The organism is Leifsonia sp. Y878 (genome assembly GCF_057669685.1).
The window spans coordinates 89,371-106,261 of sequence record NZ_JBYHFS010000002.1; the positions used below are offsets into that span (position 1 = coordinate 89,371).

General features: G+C 64.7%; 17 protein-coding genes. 8 read left to right on the top strand and 9 right to left on the bottom strand.

Going from position 1 to position 16,891, the window contains the following annotated elements:
• Nucleotides 1-43: 43 nt before the first annotated feature.
• A complete protein-coding gene (gene add / locus AC25Y4_RS06730) occupies nt 44-1,075 on the bottom strand; it encodes an adenosine deaminase (RefSeq protein ID WP_488119625.1) in 1,032 nt (343 codons plus the stop codon).
• A 257-nt stretch (nt 1,076-1,332) separates the two neighbouring features.
• On the opposite strand from add, the gene AC25Y4_RS06735 reads away from it, so the two are divergent.
• The 4 genes from AC25Y4_RS06735 to AC25Y4_RS06750 are packed head-to-tail and all read left to right on the top strand — an operon-like array spanning nt 1,333 to nt 4,842.
• Nucleotides 1,333-2,418: an ABC transporter substrate-binding protein gene (locus AC25Y4_RS06735; RefSeq protein WP_488119626.1), complete on the top strand. Its 1,086-nt coding sequence runs from the start codon at nt 1,333-1,335 to the stop codon at nt 2,416-2,418.
• A complete protein-coding gene (locus AC25Y4_RS06740; protein ID WP_488119627.1) occupies nt 2,418-3,233 on the top strand; it encodes an ABC transporter ATP-binding protein in 816 nt (271 codons plus the stop codon). Before AC25Y4_RS06735 ends, AC25Y4_RS06740 begins: the two co-directional genes overlap by 1 nt.
• Entirely contained in the window at nt 3,233-4,039 is an 807-nt protein-coding gene (locus AC25Y4_RS06745) for an ABC transporter permease (RefSeq protein WP_488119628.1), read from the top strand. Before AC25Y4_RS06740 ends, AC25Y4_RS06745 begins: the two co-directional genes overlap by 1 nt.
• Entirely contained in the window at nt 4,036-4,842 is an 807-nt protein-coding gene (locus tag AC25Y4_RS06750) for an ABC transporter permease (protein WP_488119629.1), read from the top strand. The genes AC25Y4_RS06745 and AC25Y4_RS06750 overlap by 4 nt, the downstream gene beginning before the upstream one ends.
• 17 nt (nt 4,843-4,859) lie before the next feature.
• Here AC25Y4_RS06750 and AC25Y4_RS06755 read toward each other — a convergent pair whose 3' ends face one another.
• From AC25Y4_RS06755 to AC25Y4_RS06775, 5 genes are all read right to left on the bottom strand, one after another.
• Nucleotides 4,860-5,237 carry a VOC family protein gene (locus tag AC25Y4_RS06755; RefSeq protein WP_488119630.1) on the bottom strand — a complete coding sequence of 126 codons (378 nt, stop codon included), beginning with the start codon at nt 5,235-5,237 and terminating at the stop codon, nt 4,860-4,862.
• A gap of 11 nt (nt 5,238-5,248) precedes the next feature.
• Nucleotides 5,249-6,760, bottom strand: a complete 1,512-nt coding sequence (locus tag AC25Y4_RS06760; RefSeq protein ID WP_488119631.1) for an APC family permease — start codon at nt 6,758-6,760, stop codon at nt 5,249-5,251.
• A gap of 147 nt (nt 6,761-6,907) precedes the next feature.
• Nucleotides 6,908-8,275: an NAD-dependent succinate-semialdehyde dehydrogenase gene (locus AC25Y4_RS06765; protein ID WP_488119632.1), complete on the bottom strand. Its 1,368-nt coding sequence runs from the start codon at nt 8,273-8,275 to the stop codon at nt 6,908-6,910.
• A 46-nt stretch (nt 8,276-8,321) separates the two neighbouring features.
• On the bottom strand, nt 8,322-9,095 hold the full coding sequence (locus AC25Y4_RS06770) for a PDC sensor domain-containing protein (protein WP_488119633.1): 774 nt from the start codon (nt 9,093-9,095) through the stop codon (nt 8,322-8,324).
• Nucleotides 9,082-9,846 carry a FadR/GntR family transcriptional regulator gene (locus AC25Y4_RS06775; RefSeq protein ID WP_488119634.1) on the bottom strand — a complete coding sequence of 255 codons (765 nt, stop codon included), beginning with the start codon at nt 9,844-9,846 and terminating at the stop codon, nt 9,082-9,084. Before AC25Y4_RS06775 ends, AC25Y4_RS06770 begins: the two co-directional genes overlap by 14 nt.
• Before the next feature lie 63 nt (nt 9,847-9,909).
• Between AC25Y4_RS06775 and AC25Y4_RS06780 the strand changes: the two genes are divergently transcribed.
• The 3 genes from AC25Y4_RS06780 to AC25Y4_RS06790 all read left to right on the top strand — a co-directional run bounded on the left by AC25Y4_RS06780 (nt 9,910) and on the right by AC25Y4_RS06790 (nt 14,006).
• Nucleotides 9,910-11,136 carry a CaiB/BaiF CoA transferase family protein gene (locus tag AC25Y4_RS06780; RefSeq protein ID WP_488119635.1) on the top strand — a complete coding sequence of 409 codons (1,227 nt, stop codon included), beginning with the start codon at nt 9,910-9,912 and terminating at the stop codon, nt 11,134-11,136.
• 53 nt (nt 11,137-11,189) lie between these two features.
• On the top strand, nt 11,190-12,347 hold the full coding sequence (locus AC25Y4_RS06785; protein ID WP_488120438.1) for an acyl-CoA dehydrogenase family protein: 1,158 nt from the start codon (nt 11,190-11,192) through the stop codon (nt 12,345-12,347).
• Between the two features lie 102 nt (nt 12,348-12,449).
• The gene (locus AC25Y4_RS06790) at nt 12,450-14,006 is read left to right on the top strand and encodes an MDR family MFS transporter (protein WP_488119636.1); all 1,557 of its coding nucleotides are present in this window, start codon (nt 12,450-12,452) and stop codon (nt 14,004-14,006) included.
• 28 nt (nt 14,007-14,034) lie between these two features.
• Here AC25Y4_RS06790 and fmdA read toward each other — a convergent pair whose 3' ends face one another.
• Nucleotides 14,035-15,291 carry a formamidase gene (gene fmdA / locus AC25Y4_RS06795; RefSeq protein WP_488119637.1) on the bottom strand — a complete coding sequence of 419 codons (1,257 nt, stop codon included), beginning with the start codon at nt 15,289-15,291 and terminating at the stop codon, nt 14,035-14,037.
• Nucleotides 15,292-15,341: 50 nt separating this feature from the next.
• The gene (locus tag AC25Y4_RS06800; RefSeq protein ID WP_488119638.1) at nt 15,342-15,626 is read right to left on the bottom strand and encodes a zinc ribbon domain-containing protein; all 285 of its coding nucleotides are present in this window, start codon (nt 15,624-15,626) and stop codon (nt 15,342-15,344) included.
• 122 nt (nt 15,627-15,748) lie between these two features.
• Here AC25Y4_RS06800 and AC25Y4_RS06805 point away from each other — a divergent pair, with 122 nt between their 5' ends.
• A complete protein-coding gene (locus tag AC25Y4_RS06805; RefSeq protein ID WP_488119639.1) occupies nt 15,749-16,480 on the top strand; it encodes a formylglycine-generating enzyme family protein in 732 nt (243 codons plus the stop codon).
• Between the two features lie 66 nt (nt 16,481-16,546).
• Here the strand turns inward: AC25Y4_RS06805 and AC25Y4_RS06810 are convergent, their stop codons facing one another.
• Nucleotides 16,547-16,885, bottom strand: a complete 339-nt coding sequence (locus AC25Y4_RS06810) for a cupin domain-containing protein (protein WP_488119640.1) — start codon at nt 16,883-16,885, stop codon at nt 16,547-16,549.
• Nucleotides 16,886-16,891: the final 6 nt, after the last annotated feature.

A 16,891-nucleotide genomic window follows, 5' to 3' on the forward strand; every position in this document is an offset into this window, starting at 1 on the left:
CGGAACAACGCAAAGGCCCGTCCATTGGACGGGCCTTTTGTGTTTAAGCGGATGCCGTGTATGCCGCGACGTAGGCGTCGATCTCTGCGAGATACTCTGCCTTGTCCTTCTCTGGCAGCCAGGACGCCTCGAACGAGTTCTTCGCCAGCGTCACGACCTCGTCGATGCCCAGGGAAGCGGCCTCGATCAGTGCGAGGTAGTTGTCGGTCACATATGCGCCGAAGTACGCAGGGTCATCGGAGTTGATGGTCACCTTCACGCCGCTGGCAAGCAACTCGATGATCTCGGACGCCTTCATGTCACTCGTGACGAAGCTGTTCGAGACGGGGCAGCAGGTGAGGCCGATGCCGCGCTCACGCACCAGGTCGATGAGCGCGGGGTTCTCAACGATGTTCGTGCCGTGGTCGATACGGTCGACCTTGATGTCCTCGAGCACCTGGCGGATGTTCTCGATGCTGCCCACCTGGTCGATGTCGCAGTGCATGGTGAGCTTCAGGCCCTCAGCCCGTGCGAGGGAGAAGACCTCTGCGAACTTCGACGGCGGGTTGTCCCGCTCATCAGAGTCGAGGCCGACACCGATGAAGAGGTCCTTGTACGGAAGCGCTTCCTGCAGGGTCGCCAGGGCGCTCTCAGCGGTGAAGTCACGGAGGAAGCAGAGAATCAGATCGGCGGATACACCGAAGTTCGCGGCATCCGTTGCAGCGCGTGCGTAGCCGGTGATGACGGTCTCGATCGGCACGCCGCGCGAGGTGTGCGCCTGCGGGTCGAAGAATGCCTCGACGTGGCGAACCCCGTCGGTGGCTGCGCGCAGGAAGTAGGCGTTGGCCAGGTCATAGAATTCCTGCTCAGTGACGAGCACGTTCATGGCCGGGTAGTACACGGCCAGGAAGCTCGCGAGCGAATCGAAGACATAGGTCTGCTGCACGTCGGCGACGGTGCTCTGGCCGATGTCCACGCCATTGCGCGTTGCGAGGGCAAGCTTCAGGTCGGGCTCAAGCGTGCCCTCCAGGTGAAGGTGGAGCTCGCTCTTGGGCAGGCCGGTGACGAAATCCCGATCCGGAACAGTCTGTGACATGGGTGGTGACACCTTTCTCGTACGTGGATTGGACTCTAGCAAGCCGGGGTTTCTCGCGTGTTTCGCGGTGGTTCACAGGCGGCTCATGGCGGTGATAAAGCCCAGATGGGGGCCCGTAATTGTCACGAGTTGGTCACGCAACGCGCCTGAAACATGATCGATTCAATGGCGTGACGTGAGCCTCATAGTGTGATGCGCGGCGGCACCAGCGATACCTCCCTGCCGACACATCGGATACGACACAGAAAGACTGGACTATGAGATCAGCTTCGAAGACCGCCCGTTCGTCGGCATTCCGCATCGGGAAGCTGGCGGCCGTTGCAGCGGTTGCCGCCCTGGCGTTCAGCGCCTGCGCCGCAGACACCAGCGCAACCTCTGGGGCAGACGGTGGCAAGGAAGCGCTGGGTGATGCCAGCATTCAGCTCTCGTGGATCAAGAACGCCGAGTTCATGGGTGAATTCCTGGCGGAGAAGAACGGCTACTACGCAGAGGCGGGACTCGGCAGCGTCGATCTGGTCGCAGGGCCTCCGACATCCGCTGAAGCCACCGTCATCGCCGGCAACGTCGACATCGCACTCGGCAACGCCATCTCAACGGGCACTGTCATCGCCAACGAGGGCGCTCCCATCAAGATCATCGGCGCGACGTACCAGAAGAACCCCTTCACCATCCTGTCGCTGAAGGGCGTCGGCAATATCAGCTCCGTCGACGCGTTGAAGGGCAAGACGGTTGGCGTACAGGCCAGCAACATGAACCTGTGGGAAGCCTTCCTTGCGGTCAACGACCTCACCGACAGTGACGTGACAACTGTGCCCGTTGAGTACGACCCGACCCCGTTGTTCAACGGTGAAGTCGATGGCTGGTTCGGCTACCTGACCAACGAGGCAATTGACGCCGACCTGGCTGGCCTCGATCCCGTCAACCTCCCGCTGGCTGACAACGGCCTGCCGTTCGTCGCAGAGACGTTCATCGCGTCGGATGACTCCATCGCGAATGACCGCGACAAGTTGAAAGCGCTGCTGATTGCAGAGATCAAGGGCTGGGCGGACGCGATCAACGACCCTGAGGCCGCCGCGACCTACGTCGTAGACACCTATGGCACCGAGCTCGGACTGACGATGGCCAAGGAATCCAAGCAGGCCTCCGTGCAGTCAACTGACCTCGTCGTCAGCGCAGACACGGCCAAGAACGGTCTCTTCACGATCACCACTGAGCTGCAGAAGCAGAGCATCGCAACGTTGAAGGCTGCCGGTATCACCGTTGCGGCAGACAAGCTCTTCGACATGAGCCTGCTCGCAGAGGTCTACAAGGAGAACCCGGACCTGATTGCCTACAGCAAGTAATGAGCACCACAGATGCCGGTATCCGAGGGGCGACCTCGGGTACCGGCCTCCACATTTCCGAGCTTCACAAGACGTTCACGGTTGGCCGGCAGCAGGTGGTCGCGCTCGACAACGCCACCCTGCACACCGAGAAGGGCAGCTTCCTGTCGCTGCTCGGGCCGTCTGGCTGTGGCAAGTCCACGATTCTCCGCATCCTGGCCGGCCTGGAGAAGGCGACGAGTGGCACGACGCTCGTCGACGGCAAGACTCCTGAGCAACTGCGTTCAGAGCATGAACTCGGAATCGCGTTCCAGGACGCAGCTCTGCTGCCGTGGCGTGGAGTCCGCGCCAACATTCAGCTGCCGTTCGAGGTCGCAGGTCTGCCCGTCGACCAGGACTACGTCACAGAGCTGATCGCGCTCGTCGGCCTGGAGGGCTTCGAGAAGGCCAAGCCGGCCCAGCTCTCCGGCGGGATGCGGCAGCGGGTGTCGATCGCCAGGTCGCTGGTGCTGAAGCCGTCTGTGCTGCTGCTCGATGAACCGTTCGGCGCGCTGGACGACATGACGCGGCAGCGCCTGAATGTCGAGCTCCTGCGCATCTGGACGGAGAAGCCTGCCACGACGCTGATGGTCACGCACGGCATCTCAGAGGCCATCTTCCTCTCAGACCAGGTGGCGGTGATGAGCCCGCGGCCCGGACGTATCAAGGAGGTCATCGACGTCGATCTGCCACGCCCGCGGCATCCGGACATCATGCGAACGCCGGAGTTTCACGCGTTGCACGACCGCGCGTCCGACCTGCTCTTCGGAGATGCCCAGGCGGCGGTGGCACACTGATGGCCGCACTCGGGCGCCTGCCGCAGTGGGCGACGGGAGCGATCGGCGGCATCGTCATCATCGCGTTGTGGTGGAGCGGTGCCGTCACGGTCTTCCAGAACGTTGGTGCTGTGCCAGGGGGCGCGATCCCCACGCCGGGTGCTGTGCTCAGGCAGCTGGTCACCGATGGTTTCGCGTACTACTGGCCACACATCGTCGCGACCACGACAGAGGCCGGCATCGGGTTCGTCTGGGGTAACGCGTTCGCGCTGCTCCTCGCCGCGCTCGTGCTCATCTTTCCGCGTATCGAGAAGACGGCCATGCAGGTGGCCGTCATCACGTACTGCGTCCCCATCGTCGCGATCGGGCCCCTCGCGTACATCGTCATCGGCCCGTCGTCTGCCGGTGGCATCTCCGGCACCGCGGTCTTCCTCGCCGCGCTCTCCGTCTTCTTCACGACGGTGGTTGGATCCCTCGTCGGCCTGAAGGCAGCGGATGCCGCCAGTCTCGACATCATCACCGTCTACGGCGGTACCCGGCTTACCCAGTTACGCAAAGTTCGACTCTTCGCCGGCCTGCCGAGCGTGCTGTCCGCCCTCCAGATCGCGGCGCCGGCCGCCTTCCTCGGTGCCGTGCTCGGTGAGTACATGGGCGGGGCAGAACGCGGCCTCGGCGTCGCACTGCTGACCGCCGGATCGTCGGCCAACGTGGATCGGGTCTGGGGGCTCGCCATCGTGTCCGGCCTGGTCGCCGGACTCGGTTACCTTCTCTTCGGGCTCATCGCCCGCGCGGCGGCGCCGTGGTCACGCGGTGGGAGCGCACGATGAACGCAACACGGAGCATGGGCGTTGTGTTGGCCAGGGGCCTGCTGACCGGACTCGTCACATTCGTGGTGGTGCTTTCGGTGTGGCAGGGATTGCTCCTGCTGCTGAACATCTCACCGTTCATCGCGAAGGGACCGCTCGACGTCTGGAACTGGTTGTTCACGGTGCCGGCCGCCGCCGACAATCGGGCCGGCGTCTGGGACAACCTCATCGTCACACTGAACGACGCGTTCATCGGGTTCGTCGCCGGCATCCTTGCGGCGACGGTGCTTGCCACCGTGTTCACGCTGTCGCGCGGCATCGAGAGTGCACTCATGCCGCTGGCGCTGCTGCTGCGGTCGGTGCCACTGGTGGCGCTGGCGCCGGTGATCATCCTGATCGTCGGGCGCGGGGCATCCGTTGCCGCTGTAATGGGCGGAATCGTCGTGCTGTTCCCTGCTCTCGTGAATATCGCGTTCGGCCTGCGGAGCCCGTCGCCGCAGATCGCCGACGTGGTGACCGTGTATGGCGGCAACGCATTCACGGTGCTGCGGAAGGTGGCGTTCCCCGGGTCGCTGCCGTCGTTCTTCGCCGCCGTCAAGATCTCGATTCCCGGCGCGATCACCGGAGCCCTGCTCGCCGAGTGGCTGGCCACCGGCCAGGGGCTCGGAAACGGGATCGTGACAGCCGTCGCACAGGTGAAGAACTTCGAGGTGTGGTCATCCGTCGTGGTGATCACCATCGTGTCTTTGCTGCTCTACGGGCTCGCCCAGCTGGCCGAGAACCTCGTGCTGCGCCGGATGGGCATGGAGCAGCGCGGGGGATAGTGCTCAGGGGTCGCTGGCTACGGGTCGTGCCGTGGTTCGTGGCTCACCAGGCCAACGGTGTTGCCCTCGCTGTCGGTGATGAACGCCATCCACTCGTCTGTTCCTGCCGGCCCGAGCGTGTCGTTGGTGTGGCTGAAGATCACGTGCGGTTCGTCGACGATGGCGACGCCCCGCGCGCGGAGTCGCTCGACGGTGTCACGCACGTCAGTGACTTGCAGGTAGATCAGAGCGGATGGCGCGGCCTTCTCCAGCAGCAGCCGGGAGATGCCGACGTTGAAGAACAGCAGCCCCTGCGGCTCGAAGCGAGCCGCAGGGGGACTGCCGAGCAGGTCGGTGTAGAACGCCGCCGCCCGATCGAGATCGTCGGCGTGCTGGGCAACCTGCAGAATCTCCATGGCGACGTGGGTCAGACTCTGGTGTTCGTGGCGTGCGACCGCAGCCGCTCCGCGACCTCGATGGCATCGCCCTCTGGCGCATTCGACTGCTGGTCTGGCTTGGCGAGCAGCAAGTAGGCCAGGCCGCTGATCATGACAATGCCGAGACCGATCAGCACGATCCAGTCGTCGAGGAAGACACCGGATGTTCCTGGGCGTGCGAGCAGGATGATCGCGAAGATGCCGTAGAGCAGGGCGACAACGTTCACGATGTACCCGGCGGTACCGAGGCTGAACGGGCCGGCGGGCTTCCAGCCCTTGATCCGCTGCCGGAGGGCGGCGAGGACGACCGCCTGGAATGCGACGTAGATGCCGATGACCGCGAACGCCGTGATCTGGGTGAGCAGGGCGTCGGAGCCGATGTAGATCAGCAGGCAGAGTAGCAGCGGGATCGAGCAGGCGACGATCAGCGCGTTGATCGGCACCGCGGTGCGCGGCGAGACGTGCGAGAGCCAGCGGTGCCCTGGAATCATCCCGTCGCGTGCGAACGAGAACAGCAGTCGGCTGGCCGCGGCCTGCAGGCTGAGCACGCAGGAGAGGAACGCGGTGATGGCGATCACGAGGAAGATCTTCGCGCCGACAGTGCCGAGCGTCGATTCGAGGATGAGTGGGATCGGGTCGGCATCCGTTCCGTCGACCACGGCCTGGAGATCGGGGGCTGCCATGACGTAGCCGGCGAAGGCGAACAGCGCGGAGACGCCGCCGACGAGGATCGTCATGATCATGGCCTTCGGAATGCGCCTGGCCGGGTCTGCCACCTCTTCGGCGACGTCACCGCAGGCCTCGAACCCGTAGAACAGGAACAGCCCTGCGAGGGCTGCACCAAGGAACGCAGCACCGTAGCTGCCATCGCCCTCGACGCCCATCGAGTCGAAGAAGATGCTGAACTCCTGCTGGCGCTGGAAGATGAGCAGGTACAGGCCGACGGCGATGACACCGACCAACTCGGCAGCGAGGCCGATCCTGGCGACCCTGGCGAGCATCTTCGTGCCGGAGAAATTGAAGGCGAACGCGACGACCAGGAAGACGATCGACAGGACGAGTGTGACCTCTTTCGTGATCGGGGCATCGACCAGGCTGGCGAGGAAGCCGCTGCCGAACTCCGCCACGGCCGTGATGGTCACGAGCATCGCCCAGATGTAGACCCACGCGGCCATCCAGGCGTACCGCTTGCCCCAGAGTCGCCGTGTCCAGGGGTAGATGCCGCCGGCGATCGGGTATTGGGAAACGACCTCGCCGAAGACGAGCGCGACGAGCAGCTGTCCGCCACCCACGATGAACAACCAGAAAATGGAGGGCGGACCACCCGTCGCCATGGCAAGGGCGAAGAGCGAGTACACGCCGACGAGCGGGGAGAGATAGGTGAATCCGAGAGCGAAGTTGCCCCAGAGGGACATAGATCGGTGGAAGGAGTTGTCGTAGCCGAGCACCTTGAGGTGTTCGCTGTCTTCGAGCCCGTTCTGCGCTGGCACATCTACTGACATGGCTGACCTTTCGGGGAAGGATCCGAGAAGGCTCCCGGCCAGTACGGCCAGGAGCCTTCAGTGGTGAGCCAAACATAGCGAAAGGTGTGTCGGTAAAGCTATAGAACCGGATGATTGGTTTTTCGTCCGGTTTCGGGCATCTGGTCCTTAGCCGATGCGGATCATCTTCTTGTTGACGAATTCGTCTGCGCCGAAACGGCCGAGCTCGCGGCCGGAACCCGAACGCTTGACACCACCGAACGGAAGTTCTGCACCGTCAGCTCCGACGAGGTTGATGAAGACCATGCCGGCCTCGATGCGGTTGGCGACGCGTTCTGCCTGGTCGGCATCCGTTGTGAAGACGTAGGAGCCGAGCCCGAACGGGGTGTCGTTGGCCAGACGAATCGCGTCGTCCTCCGACGTGGCACGGAACACGGAGGCCACTGGGCCGAAGAACTCCTCGTGGTACGCGTCATTGTCAGGGGTGAGGTTCGTGAGCACTGTCGACGGGAAGAAGGTGCCGTTGCGCTCGCCACCGACGGCGACCGTTGCGCCCTGGGCGACAGCACGATCGACCTGGTCCTGCAGGCGCTCAGCGGCCAGCTCTGAAGACAGTGGGCCGAGCACGGTGTCCGGCGAGGTGGGGTCGGCAGGGGTCACCGCTCCGAGCGCTGCCGTGAACTTCTCCAGGAACTCGTTGTAGAGGCTGTCGGCCACGATGAACCGCTTGGCCGCGTTGCAGGACTGGCCGTTGTTGTCGAGGCGAGCAGCGACGGCCGCTTCGACGGTGGCGTCGAGGTCGTCGGTGCTGAGCAGGATGAACGGGTCAGAGCCGCCGAGTTCGAGAACGACCTTCTTCAGGTTGCGGCCGGCCACCTCTGCGACGGCGGCCCCTGCGCGCTCAGAGCCGGTGAGGGAGACGCCATGCACGCGGGGATCCGCGATGACCCTGGCGACCTGGTCGTTGCTCGCGTAGATGTTGACGTATGCGCCGACGGGGAAGCCGGCGTCGTGGAAGATCTGCTCGATGGCCGCGGCGGATTCCGGGCACTGTGAGGCGTGCTTGAGCAGGATGGTGTTGCCGACGATGAGGTTGGGGCCGGCGAATCGGGCCACCTGGTAGTACGGGAAGTTCCACGGCATGATGCCGAGCAGCACGCCGAGTGAGCTGCGGCGGATGAGCGCTGACCCATCACCGTCGCGCAGTGTGATCGCCTCATCCTTCATCAGGTCGACGGCGTGCTCTGCGTAGTAGGAATAGATGTCGGCGCTGAAGTCGACCTCGCCGAGAGCCTGTTCGATGGGCTTGCCCATCTCGCGAACGATGATCGCGGCCAGTTCGTCGCGACGCTCTGTGTGCAACTCGCCGACCCGGCGGATGAGTGCGGCACGGTCCTTGACGGTGCTGGCCCGTGACCAATCGCGATGAGCTGCCGCCGCGGACGCGATCGCAGCGTCGAGCTGCTCATCGGTGATCAGGGGATAAGTCTTGACCGTTTCCCCGGTCGCGGGGTTGATGACGGCATAGTCACTCATGGGGGCTCCTTCATGCGACGCAGATTGAGCCACCAGCTTAGGGGCCTTAGCTTCCGGTAGGAATGGACGAGCCGTACAGTTTCGGCTGCAGTGTCGCCAGCGTGAACGGGGTCCCCTGGCAGGGGACACGCTCGCCGACAGCGGAGTCAAGTAGCGACCCAGGTACGACAGCGGGGTGTGTCGACAAGATGACCCGTCCGCTGTGGCTGAGCAACGCGAGGGGAGCATTGCAGTCGAGAAAGCGGCGGAGGAGGCGGTCCTCGAGGGTTCGCACGGCGACATCCACTCCGACGACGCCGACCATGCGGTCGTCGCCCTGCGCGGGAACCGGCACGGTGATGGTCAGGATGTACTCGAAGGTGCAGAGGTGATCGACGTACGGTCCTGTGACGTGGGCGCGCCGGGTTGACTCCGGGATGCTGTACCACTCGAGCGAGCGGAAATCGCGCAGGTACTCGGTATGGATGCGGGTAGCCAGGTCGAGTCTCGTCGGTTCGAGAGTACGGGCAATGACCGGATTGCCACCCTGCGGTCCCAGCCACCAGGAGAAGTGCACATCGGGGGTGAGTGCGAAACCAGCACCGATGAAACCAGCACCGATGAACAGTGGATCCGATCCCGCGAGCTCGGGAACGACCAGCGTCTCGACGAGCGCATCGAGGTCGCCGGGCGCGCCGGTCACGTCGCTGGTGCTGATGCGATCCCGCCACTCATCGAGCTGGGAGAAGATCCGCCCGAAGAGCTCGCCGACATCGGCGGCCACCATCGTCGGCGTCGTGTGCTCGTCAGGCACTGTCATCTGCTGGTCAGGCACTGTCATCGAGGTGGCCTCCTCGTTCGATCGTTGACTTGGCGGCGAGCAACCACTCGGCAAGGTGCTGGATCTGGGCGGTGACGAGTGAGCGCGCTTCCCCGGCGTCCTGGACAGCCACGGCGGCGACGATGGCGGCGTTCTCGGCGGCGAGACGCTCCCTGGCTGACGCATCCATCATCGACATGAGCAGCAGGGGCCCGAAATCTGCCTGCAGGCTGATCTGCTCGCGCACCAGGCGGGGGGACTGGCTGAGTACCGCGAGTTCCAGGTGGAATCCTCCCGCATTGGTGCGGGCGGCAGCCGCCGTGCTGAAGTCCGCAGAGGCGAGCCAGGCGGCCAGGCGCGCCGCATCGTCGATGGATGCCCGCGTTGCTGCGCGTTCCGCTGACCCGGCCGCGATCGTGGCAAAGTACACGGCCATATCGCTGATGTCGACCCTGGCCAGCGTGCGGAGTCGCGCCGCGAGCAGCGCACCGTGCGGGGCCGGGTTCGTCGTGATGAAGCTGCCGCCCTCGCGGCCGCGCCTGGTCTCGATGAGTTCGGCGTCGCGCAGGATTCCGAGGCCCTCGCGCACGGTGATGAGGGCGACGCCGAAGCGCTTCGCAAGATCTTGTTCGGTCGGCAGGCGCTCTCCGGAGGCCAGGACGCCCAGGATGATCGCGTCGGAGAGTCGTTGTGCCACCTGCTCTGAGCGGCCGGCCTCGTTCAACTGCGCGAAGACGGCTTCGCGTGCACCGGGGAGTCGCTCAGCCGCCATGGTGCCAATCTATCGGGGAAAACATCCGGTATAGGATCGCACTGGACGCGAGGAGGCGAGCCAGTGCGGGGTGAACAGGGCAACGATGCAGCAGCGGGCCCGCTTGCCGGCATTCGCGTCGCCGATTTCTCCCGAGTGCTGGCCGGCCCGTACGCCACCATGATGCTGGCCGATTTCGGTGCCGACGTCATCAAGATCGAAAGCCCGTCTGGCGACGAGACCAGGGGTTGGCTGCCGCCCGTCGATGCCCATGGCGGGTCGACGTACTTCGCGGGGCTCAACCGCAACAAGCGCTCTGTCGTGTGCGACCTGGCGACAGCCGCGGGGCTGGCAGAGGCCAGACGCCTGGCTGCCAGCGCCGACGTGGTGGTCGAGAACTTCCGACCGGGGGTGATGGAACGCTTCGGCCTTGATTTCGACACGCTCCGCGCCGAGAACCCCGGCGTCGTGTACTGCTCGATCACCGGATTCGGCAGCGGGGCAGGCGCGCACCTGGCCGGCTACGACCTGCTCGTGCAGGGTGTCGGCGGGCTCATGAGCATCACGGGACCGGTCGACGGTGAGCCGAGCAAGGTGGGTGTTGCACTCGTCGACGTGCTCACGGGGCAGAACGCGTTCAGCGGGATCCTGCTCGCACTGCGTGCCCGAGACCAGACGGGAACCGGCCAGCACCTTGAGGTCGACCTGCTCACCACCCTGCTCGCCGCGCTCACCAACCAGGCATCGAGCACCCTCGCCACCGGCGTCTCACCGGCCAGGCACGGTAACGCTCACCCGAGCATTGCGCCGTACGAATCGTTTTCAGCCGCGGATCGTGAGCTCATCATCGCCGTCGGAAACGACCGGCAGTTCCGCACCCTCGCTCGGCTCATCGGTGCGCCGACGCTCGCCGACGACCCGCGTTATCTGACCAACGAGCGCAGGGTCGCACACAGGGAAGAGCTGCGCGACACCCTGAACGGATGCCTGGCTGCCGCCACCGCCGCGTCGTGGGTCGCAGCCCTGACCGATGCCGGGGTGCCAGCCGGTGTCGTGAACACCATCGACGAAGGATTCGCATTCGCCGCCGACCTCGGACTGGCTGCCGTCGTCGACCTGCAGGACGCCAGCGGCCAGGTCAGTCGGCAGGTGGCCAACCCGATCCACCTGTCTGGTGCCCCTGCCGCGTATCGATCGGTGCCCCCAACGCTCGGTGAGCACGCGGGCGCCGACTGGCACGAGCCCACGCAGTCCAGCGCTTCCCAACCACACCCAGCCCACCACCCCCACCTGAAAGCAGACGTGCAGTGACGGAAACAGGCACCACCACAACCGAGTTCACCCGTGCCGGCACCGGCACAGAGCTGTACGTCAATGAGGTCTTCGACCTCGACGCCCTGCTCAGCGACGAGGAACGCGCGTGGCAGCAGAAGGCACGTACCTTCGCGACAGAGCGCATCCTGCCGACCATCGAGCAGGACTACGACGACAAGCACTTTCGCCGGGAGCTCGTCGCCGAGTTCGGGGCGGCCGGATTCCTGGGCATGCACCTCACCGGCTACGGCGCAGCAGGGGCGAGCGCGGTGAGCTACGGGCTGGTTTGCCAGGAGCTGGAAGCGGCAGACAGCGGATGGCGCACCTTCGTGTCTGTGCAGGGATCCCTCGCCATGACGGCCATCGCCAAATTCGGCTCAGAGGAGCAGAAGGAACGCTGGCTGCCCGGCATGGCGGCCGGCCAGATCGTGGGCTGTTTCGCACTCACCGAACCAACGGGCGGCAGCGATCCGTCAGCCATGCAGACCGTTGCGCGCAGGGAGGGCGGCGACTGGATCATCGACGGCTCAAAGCGCTGGATTGGCCTGGCCAGCATCGCGGATGTCGCGGTGGTGTGGGCTGCGACCGAGGACGGCATCCGCGGGTTCCTTGTGCCGACCACTGCGGCGGGCTTCACCGCGACGCCGATCGACACCAAGCTCTCTATGCGGGCCTCCATCCAGTGTGATGTCACCCTCGAGGCAGTGCGGGTGCCTGCAGGGGCAGAGCTTCCGGCGGCGCGCGGCTTGTCGGCGCCGTTCAGCTGTCTGAACGAAGCCAGGTTCGGCATTGTGTGGGGAGCGATGGGCGCAGCCAGGACATGTCTTGAGGCCGCGATCGGACGCTCACGCACGCGCAGCGTGTTCGGCAAGCCGATCGGAGCGATGCAGCTCACGCAGGCGAAGCTGGCCGACATGCTCGTCGAGTACGAGAAGGGCACACTGCTGGCACTGCACCTCGGACGGCTCAAGGAGCGGGGCGCACTCACCCCGGCACAGATCAGCGTTGGCAAGCTCAACAGTGTGCGCGAAGCGATCGAGATCGCCAGGCAGGCCAGGACGATCCTCGGCGGCGACGGCATCACGAGTGAGTTCCCCGTGATGCGCCACCTGGCCAACCTTGAGTCGGTGCGCACCTATGAGGGAACGGATGAAATCCACCAGTTGGTCATTGGCCGCGCCCTGACCGGACTGAACGCGTTCGCGTAACGACCAGTCAGAGAACAGGATTTTCTCGGAATACTCCGAGCTGGCTCTCGGTTACTTCTCTTCGTCCCTGATACGTGGCAAAGCGTGCCGCGCCGACGACGAATGGAATCGCCAGTGAGTGAATCGACACAGCGTGAATCGACCCAGCGTGAATCGACCCAGGCCAGCGCCACCGCTCAGCTGGATCACACACGGCGAAACCGCCGGGTGATCTGGCTGCTGCTCTCGGCATCCTTCGTGGTAATCCTCAACGAGACCATCATGAGCGTGGCGCTGCGCGACCTGATGCTCGATCTCGACATCGAAGCTGCCACGGCGCAATGGCTCTCGACGGCATTCATGCTCACCATGGCGGTGGTCATCCCCATCACCGGGTTCCTACTCGAACGGTTCAACACCCGCCCGATCTTCATCGCCGCGATGTCGCTGTTCTCAGTGGGTACGCTGCTGGCCGCGCTGGCGCCAGGGTTCGGCATGTTGCTGCTTGCCCGCGTCGTGCAGGCATCTGGAACGGCAATCATGTTGCCGCTGCTCATGACGACCATCATGACGCTCGTGCCTGTGGCGTCGCGCGGCAAGACCATGGGCAACGTCTCCATCGTCATTTCCGTGGCTCCCGCAATCGGACCGACCATTTCCGGCATCATCCTCGACACCCTGACCTGGCGCTGGATGTTCTGGCTCGTGCTGCCCATCGCCATCGTGATGCTGATCATCGGCATCCGTCGGGTGGAGAATGTCACGGTGCCGCAGAAGGTGCCGATCGACGTGTTCTCTGTAATCCTGTCTGCGTTCGGTTTTGGTGGGCTGATCTACGGGCTGAGCCGCGTCGGCGAACTCAGCCAGCCTGCAGCGGATGCCATGGCAGTCACACAGGTGTGGGCATCCATTGGGGTTGGCGTTGTGGCACTCGCGGCCTTCGTGATCCGTCAGCTCATCCTGCAACGTACTGACAAGGCATTGCTCGACCTCCGGACATTCCGGTCGCCGACCTTCGCGGTGTCGATCGCGATGATGGCGGTGAGCATGGTGGCGCTGTTCGGCACGATCATCCTGTTGCCGATCTACCTGCAGCAGGTGCTGCACCTCGAAGCGGTCAACACGGGTCTGCTCCTCTTGCCCGGTGGCCTGCTGATGGGTGTGCTTGCCCCGTTCGTCGGGCGGATCTACGACCGGGTTGGCCCGGCCCCGCTGTTGATCCCTGGCTCGATCATCGTGAGCGCGGCGCTCTGGGCTCTCACGATTGTGAGCGAGAGCACGTCGCAGTTCTACGTGCTCGGCGCGCACATCGTGCTGAGCCTCGGCCTTGCCCTCGTGTTCACGCCGCTCTTCACGTCGGCGCTCGGAGCGGTGCAGCCGAAGCTCTACTCGCACGGCAGTGCGATTCTCGGCACGGTCCAGCAAGTGGCCGGTGCCGCTGGGACGGCGGTCTTCATCACGATCATGGCGTCGCAGAGCGCGTCGCTGCTCGTAGCGGGCGCTGCGCCGGACGTCGCGGCGGCAGGCGGGGTGCGGATGGCATTCCTCGTCGGAGCGATCATCTCGCTGTTCGCGATCGTTGGTGCGTTCTTCATTCGGAAGTCGCCAGAGCTGGTGGATGAGGACGCGCCGGAACAGCAGGAAGAGCCGGCGCATCAGGACGCACCGGCTCTAGCCTGATTCGCTGGTTAGGCGCGAGCGCCGCGGCCTACTTGTTCGACGCCCGAGGCGCAGCCATTCCGGACTTCACCTGATGTGGACCGCTGGCCGACGGCCGGACATCAAAGTCGAAGATTGCCGTTGGCAGGTAGACCGTCGAGCAGGAGTTCGGGATGTCAACCACGCCGGAAAGTCGGCCCTCGATCGGCGCTGCGCCCAACAGCAGATAGGCCTGCTCTGGGGAGTATCCGAACTTCGTGAGGTAGTCGATCGCATGGAGACAGGCACGCTGGTATGACAGGTGCGAATCCAGGTAGCGCTGCTCACCGCCCAGGGTGACAGAGGTGCCAGAGAACGCAATCCATTCGCTGAACTGCGGGTCGACCCTGCCCGGCAGGAAGATGGCGTTCTCCGAAACCCCATAGGTGTCCATGCCACCGCTGATGATGTCCACCCGCAGGTCTATGAAGCCACCCATTTCGATCGCGCCGCAGAAGGTGATCTCCCCGTCTCCCTGGGAGAAGTGCAGGTCGCCGAGCGACAGGTTCGCGCCGTCGACGAATACCGGATAGAAGATCCGGGAGCCCTTCGACAGGTTCTTGATGTCCTGGTTTCCGCCGTTCTCACGCGGCGGTGCGGTACGAGCGGCTTCACCGCCAACGCGGGCCCAATGCTCGCGGGGCACCCCGCCCAACACGGCATGCTCAGCCTCTGGTGGCAGGGCAAGTGGCGGCACACGGTGTGGGTCGGTGGCGATGAGATCGCCTTCGCGCTTGTTCCAGGTTGCGAGGAGCGCTGCAGAGGGCGCCGTGCCCATCAGGCCGGGGTGGATGAGGCCTTCGAATGACACCTCAGGAATGTGTCGGGAGGTTGCGACCTGCCCGGTGAAGTCCCAAATTGCCTTGTAGGCATCGGGGAACTGTTCGGTGAGGAAGCCGCCGCCATTGTTGCGGGAGAAAATGCCGGTGTAGCCCCACCCCTGCCCTGCGAGGGGGCCGGTGTCTTCCTGGGGAATCGGACCAACATCGAGGATGTCGACAATCAACAGGTCGCCTGGCCTGGCACCTTCCACAGCGAAGGGGCCAGAGAGCTTGTGCACGGTCAGCAGCGGTGCGTCGAGGATGTCCTGCGCCGAATCATCGTTCTTGATGGCCCCGTCGAACCATTCCCGACAATCGACGCGGAACACGTCCCCGGCCTTGACCGTGGCAACGGGGGGAATTTCGGGGTGCCACCGGTTGTGGCCGAGCTTCGCCTGATCCTCGAACTTCTTGGTCGAATCGAGCGGGAAGATCACTTCTGGCATGGTGTTTTCTCCTTAAACGACGTTGTACTTGGATTGGATCTTGCGCCCGATCATGGGCGCGGGAGCTTTCGATGCAACGGGTTGCTGGTGTACCTGGTGCCCTGCCTGGAGGATCCGGTGCGGCCGGAGACCACCTCCGGTTCGTGGGCGCTTCGCTGCGTGGAGTCGATGAGCTTGAATTCGGCGCTCGTGGCAATCGACAGCCGCGGCGAACTCATCTGGCGGGGCGACTGCTGATGGCACTCTGGGCACGCCGCGGCATCCGGCACTGTGGCCATGGGGAACGCGGCTTCAAACGACGTTCCGTCTGGACAGCGGAAGTCATACAGCGGCATGGGCGATCCTCCCAAGCGTCACGGAACAGGAAGACTCGCATCGCTGGCTCACGCCTGGCGCATGCGAGTTTTGCTCAGGTTAGCTTCGATGACCGACCGCTACAAGCCAGTACGCTCGACTGATGACCGTCGATTCCGTGAGTTTCGCCCCGGTTCCTGGTGGGCTCATCACGATGCGGGACGCCCGCACCGGTGGTTCGCGAGACGTTGCACTCCGGTCATTCACGATCAGCACGACACCGGTGCGCTTCGGCTCATCCAACGTTCCCGCACACGCCGTGTCCTGGTTCGCCGCGATCGAGTGGTGCAATGCCGCGTCCTCCGCGGCCGGAATCCCCGCTGCGTACTCGATCGGCGGCCGCAGCGTGCGGTGGAACGTCGATTCAGATGGTTACCGCCTGCCCACCGAAGCCGAGTGGGAGTTCGCCTGCAGGGCCGGCACGGACACGCCAACGTACGGGCCCCTGAGTGAGGTGGCATGGACGGCCGCCGATGGTGTCGATGGGCCTCAGGTGGTTGCCCGGAAATCACCGAATGCCTGGGGGCTCTACGACACGCTCGGCAACGTCTGGGAGTGGTGCTGGGACTATGCCGACACCGCGCGGTACGGCGACTACCGCGCGCTCAGGGGCGGAGGCTGGGCTGATCAATCGTGGAGCTGCCGCGCCTCGGTTCGCCGAGGAAGTGCGCCAGACGCGATCCTTGAGGATGTCGGCTTCCGCGTCGCTCGAGGGGCCGTTCGCCACTCCGCTGCCGACGATGCCCAGGGCTGGTCGGCCGCGTCTGACAGGGCACGGGCCGATATTCGCGGTCCGTTGCCGATCGGGTGGACTCCGCTTCGATCCCTGTTATGACACGGCGGTGTTATGACGCGGCGGTGTTATGACGCGGCGCCCAGGCACAGGCCAGTGCTGCCGCAGCTACGCGACGTAGATCTTCCGGAGCGTCTGCGTGATCGTCCAGACCGTGCGCTGGCCAGCGCGCAGGCGCATCACGTCGCCGGGAGCGAGCTGCACGGTTTCGCCGGTCTCGTCGAACTCGACGGAACCGGTGCCGAACAGCACGATGAAGATCTCGTCGGCCTCGACGTCGCTCATGGCTCCTGGGGTCATCTCCCAGACACCGATCTCGCTGCCGCCGAATTCACCCAGCGTGGCCGACCCGGTGTGCGGATGTCCCGCAAGGCGTTGCTCCGCGGCAACAGGCTCGAGCTCGATGCCGAGTTCTGTCGCGGTGATTTTCAGCGAGGTGTCAAGCATTGTCCT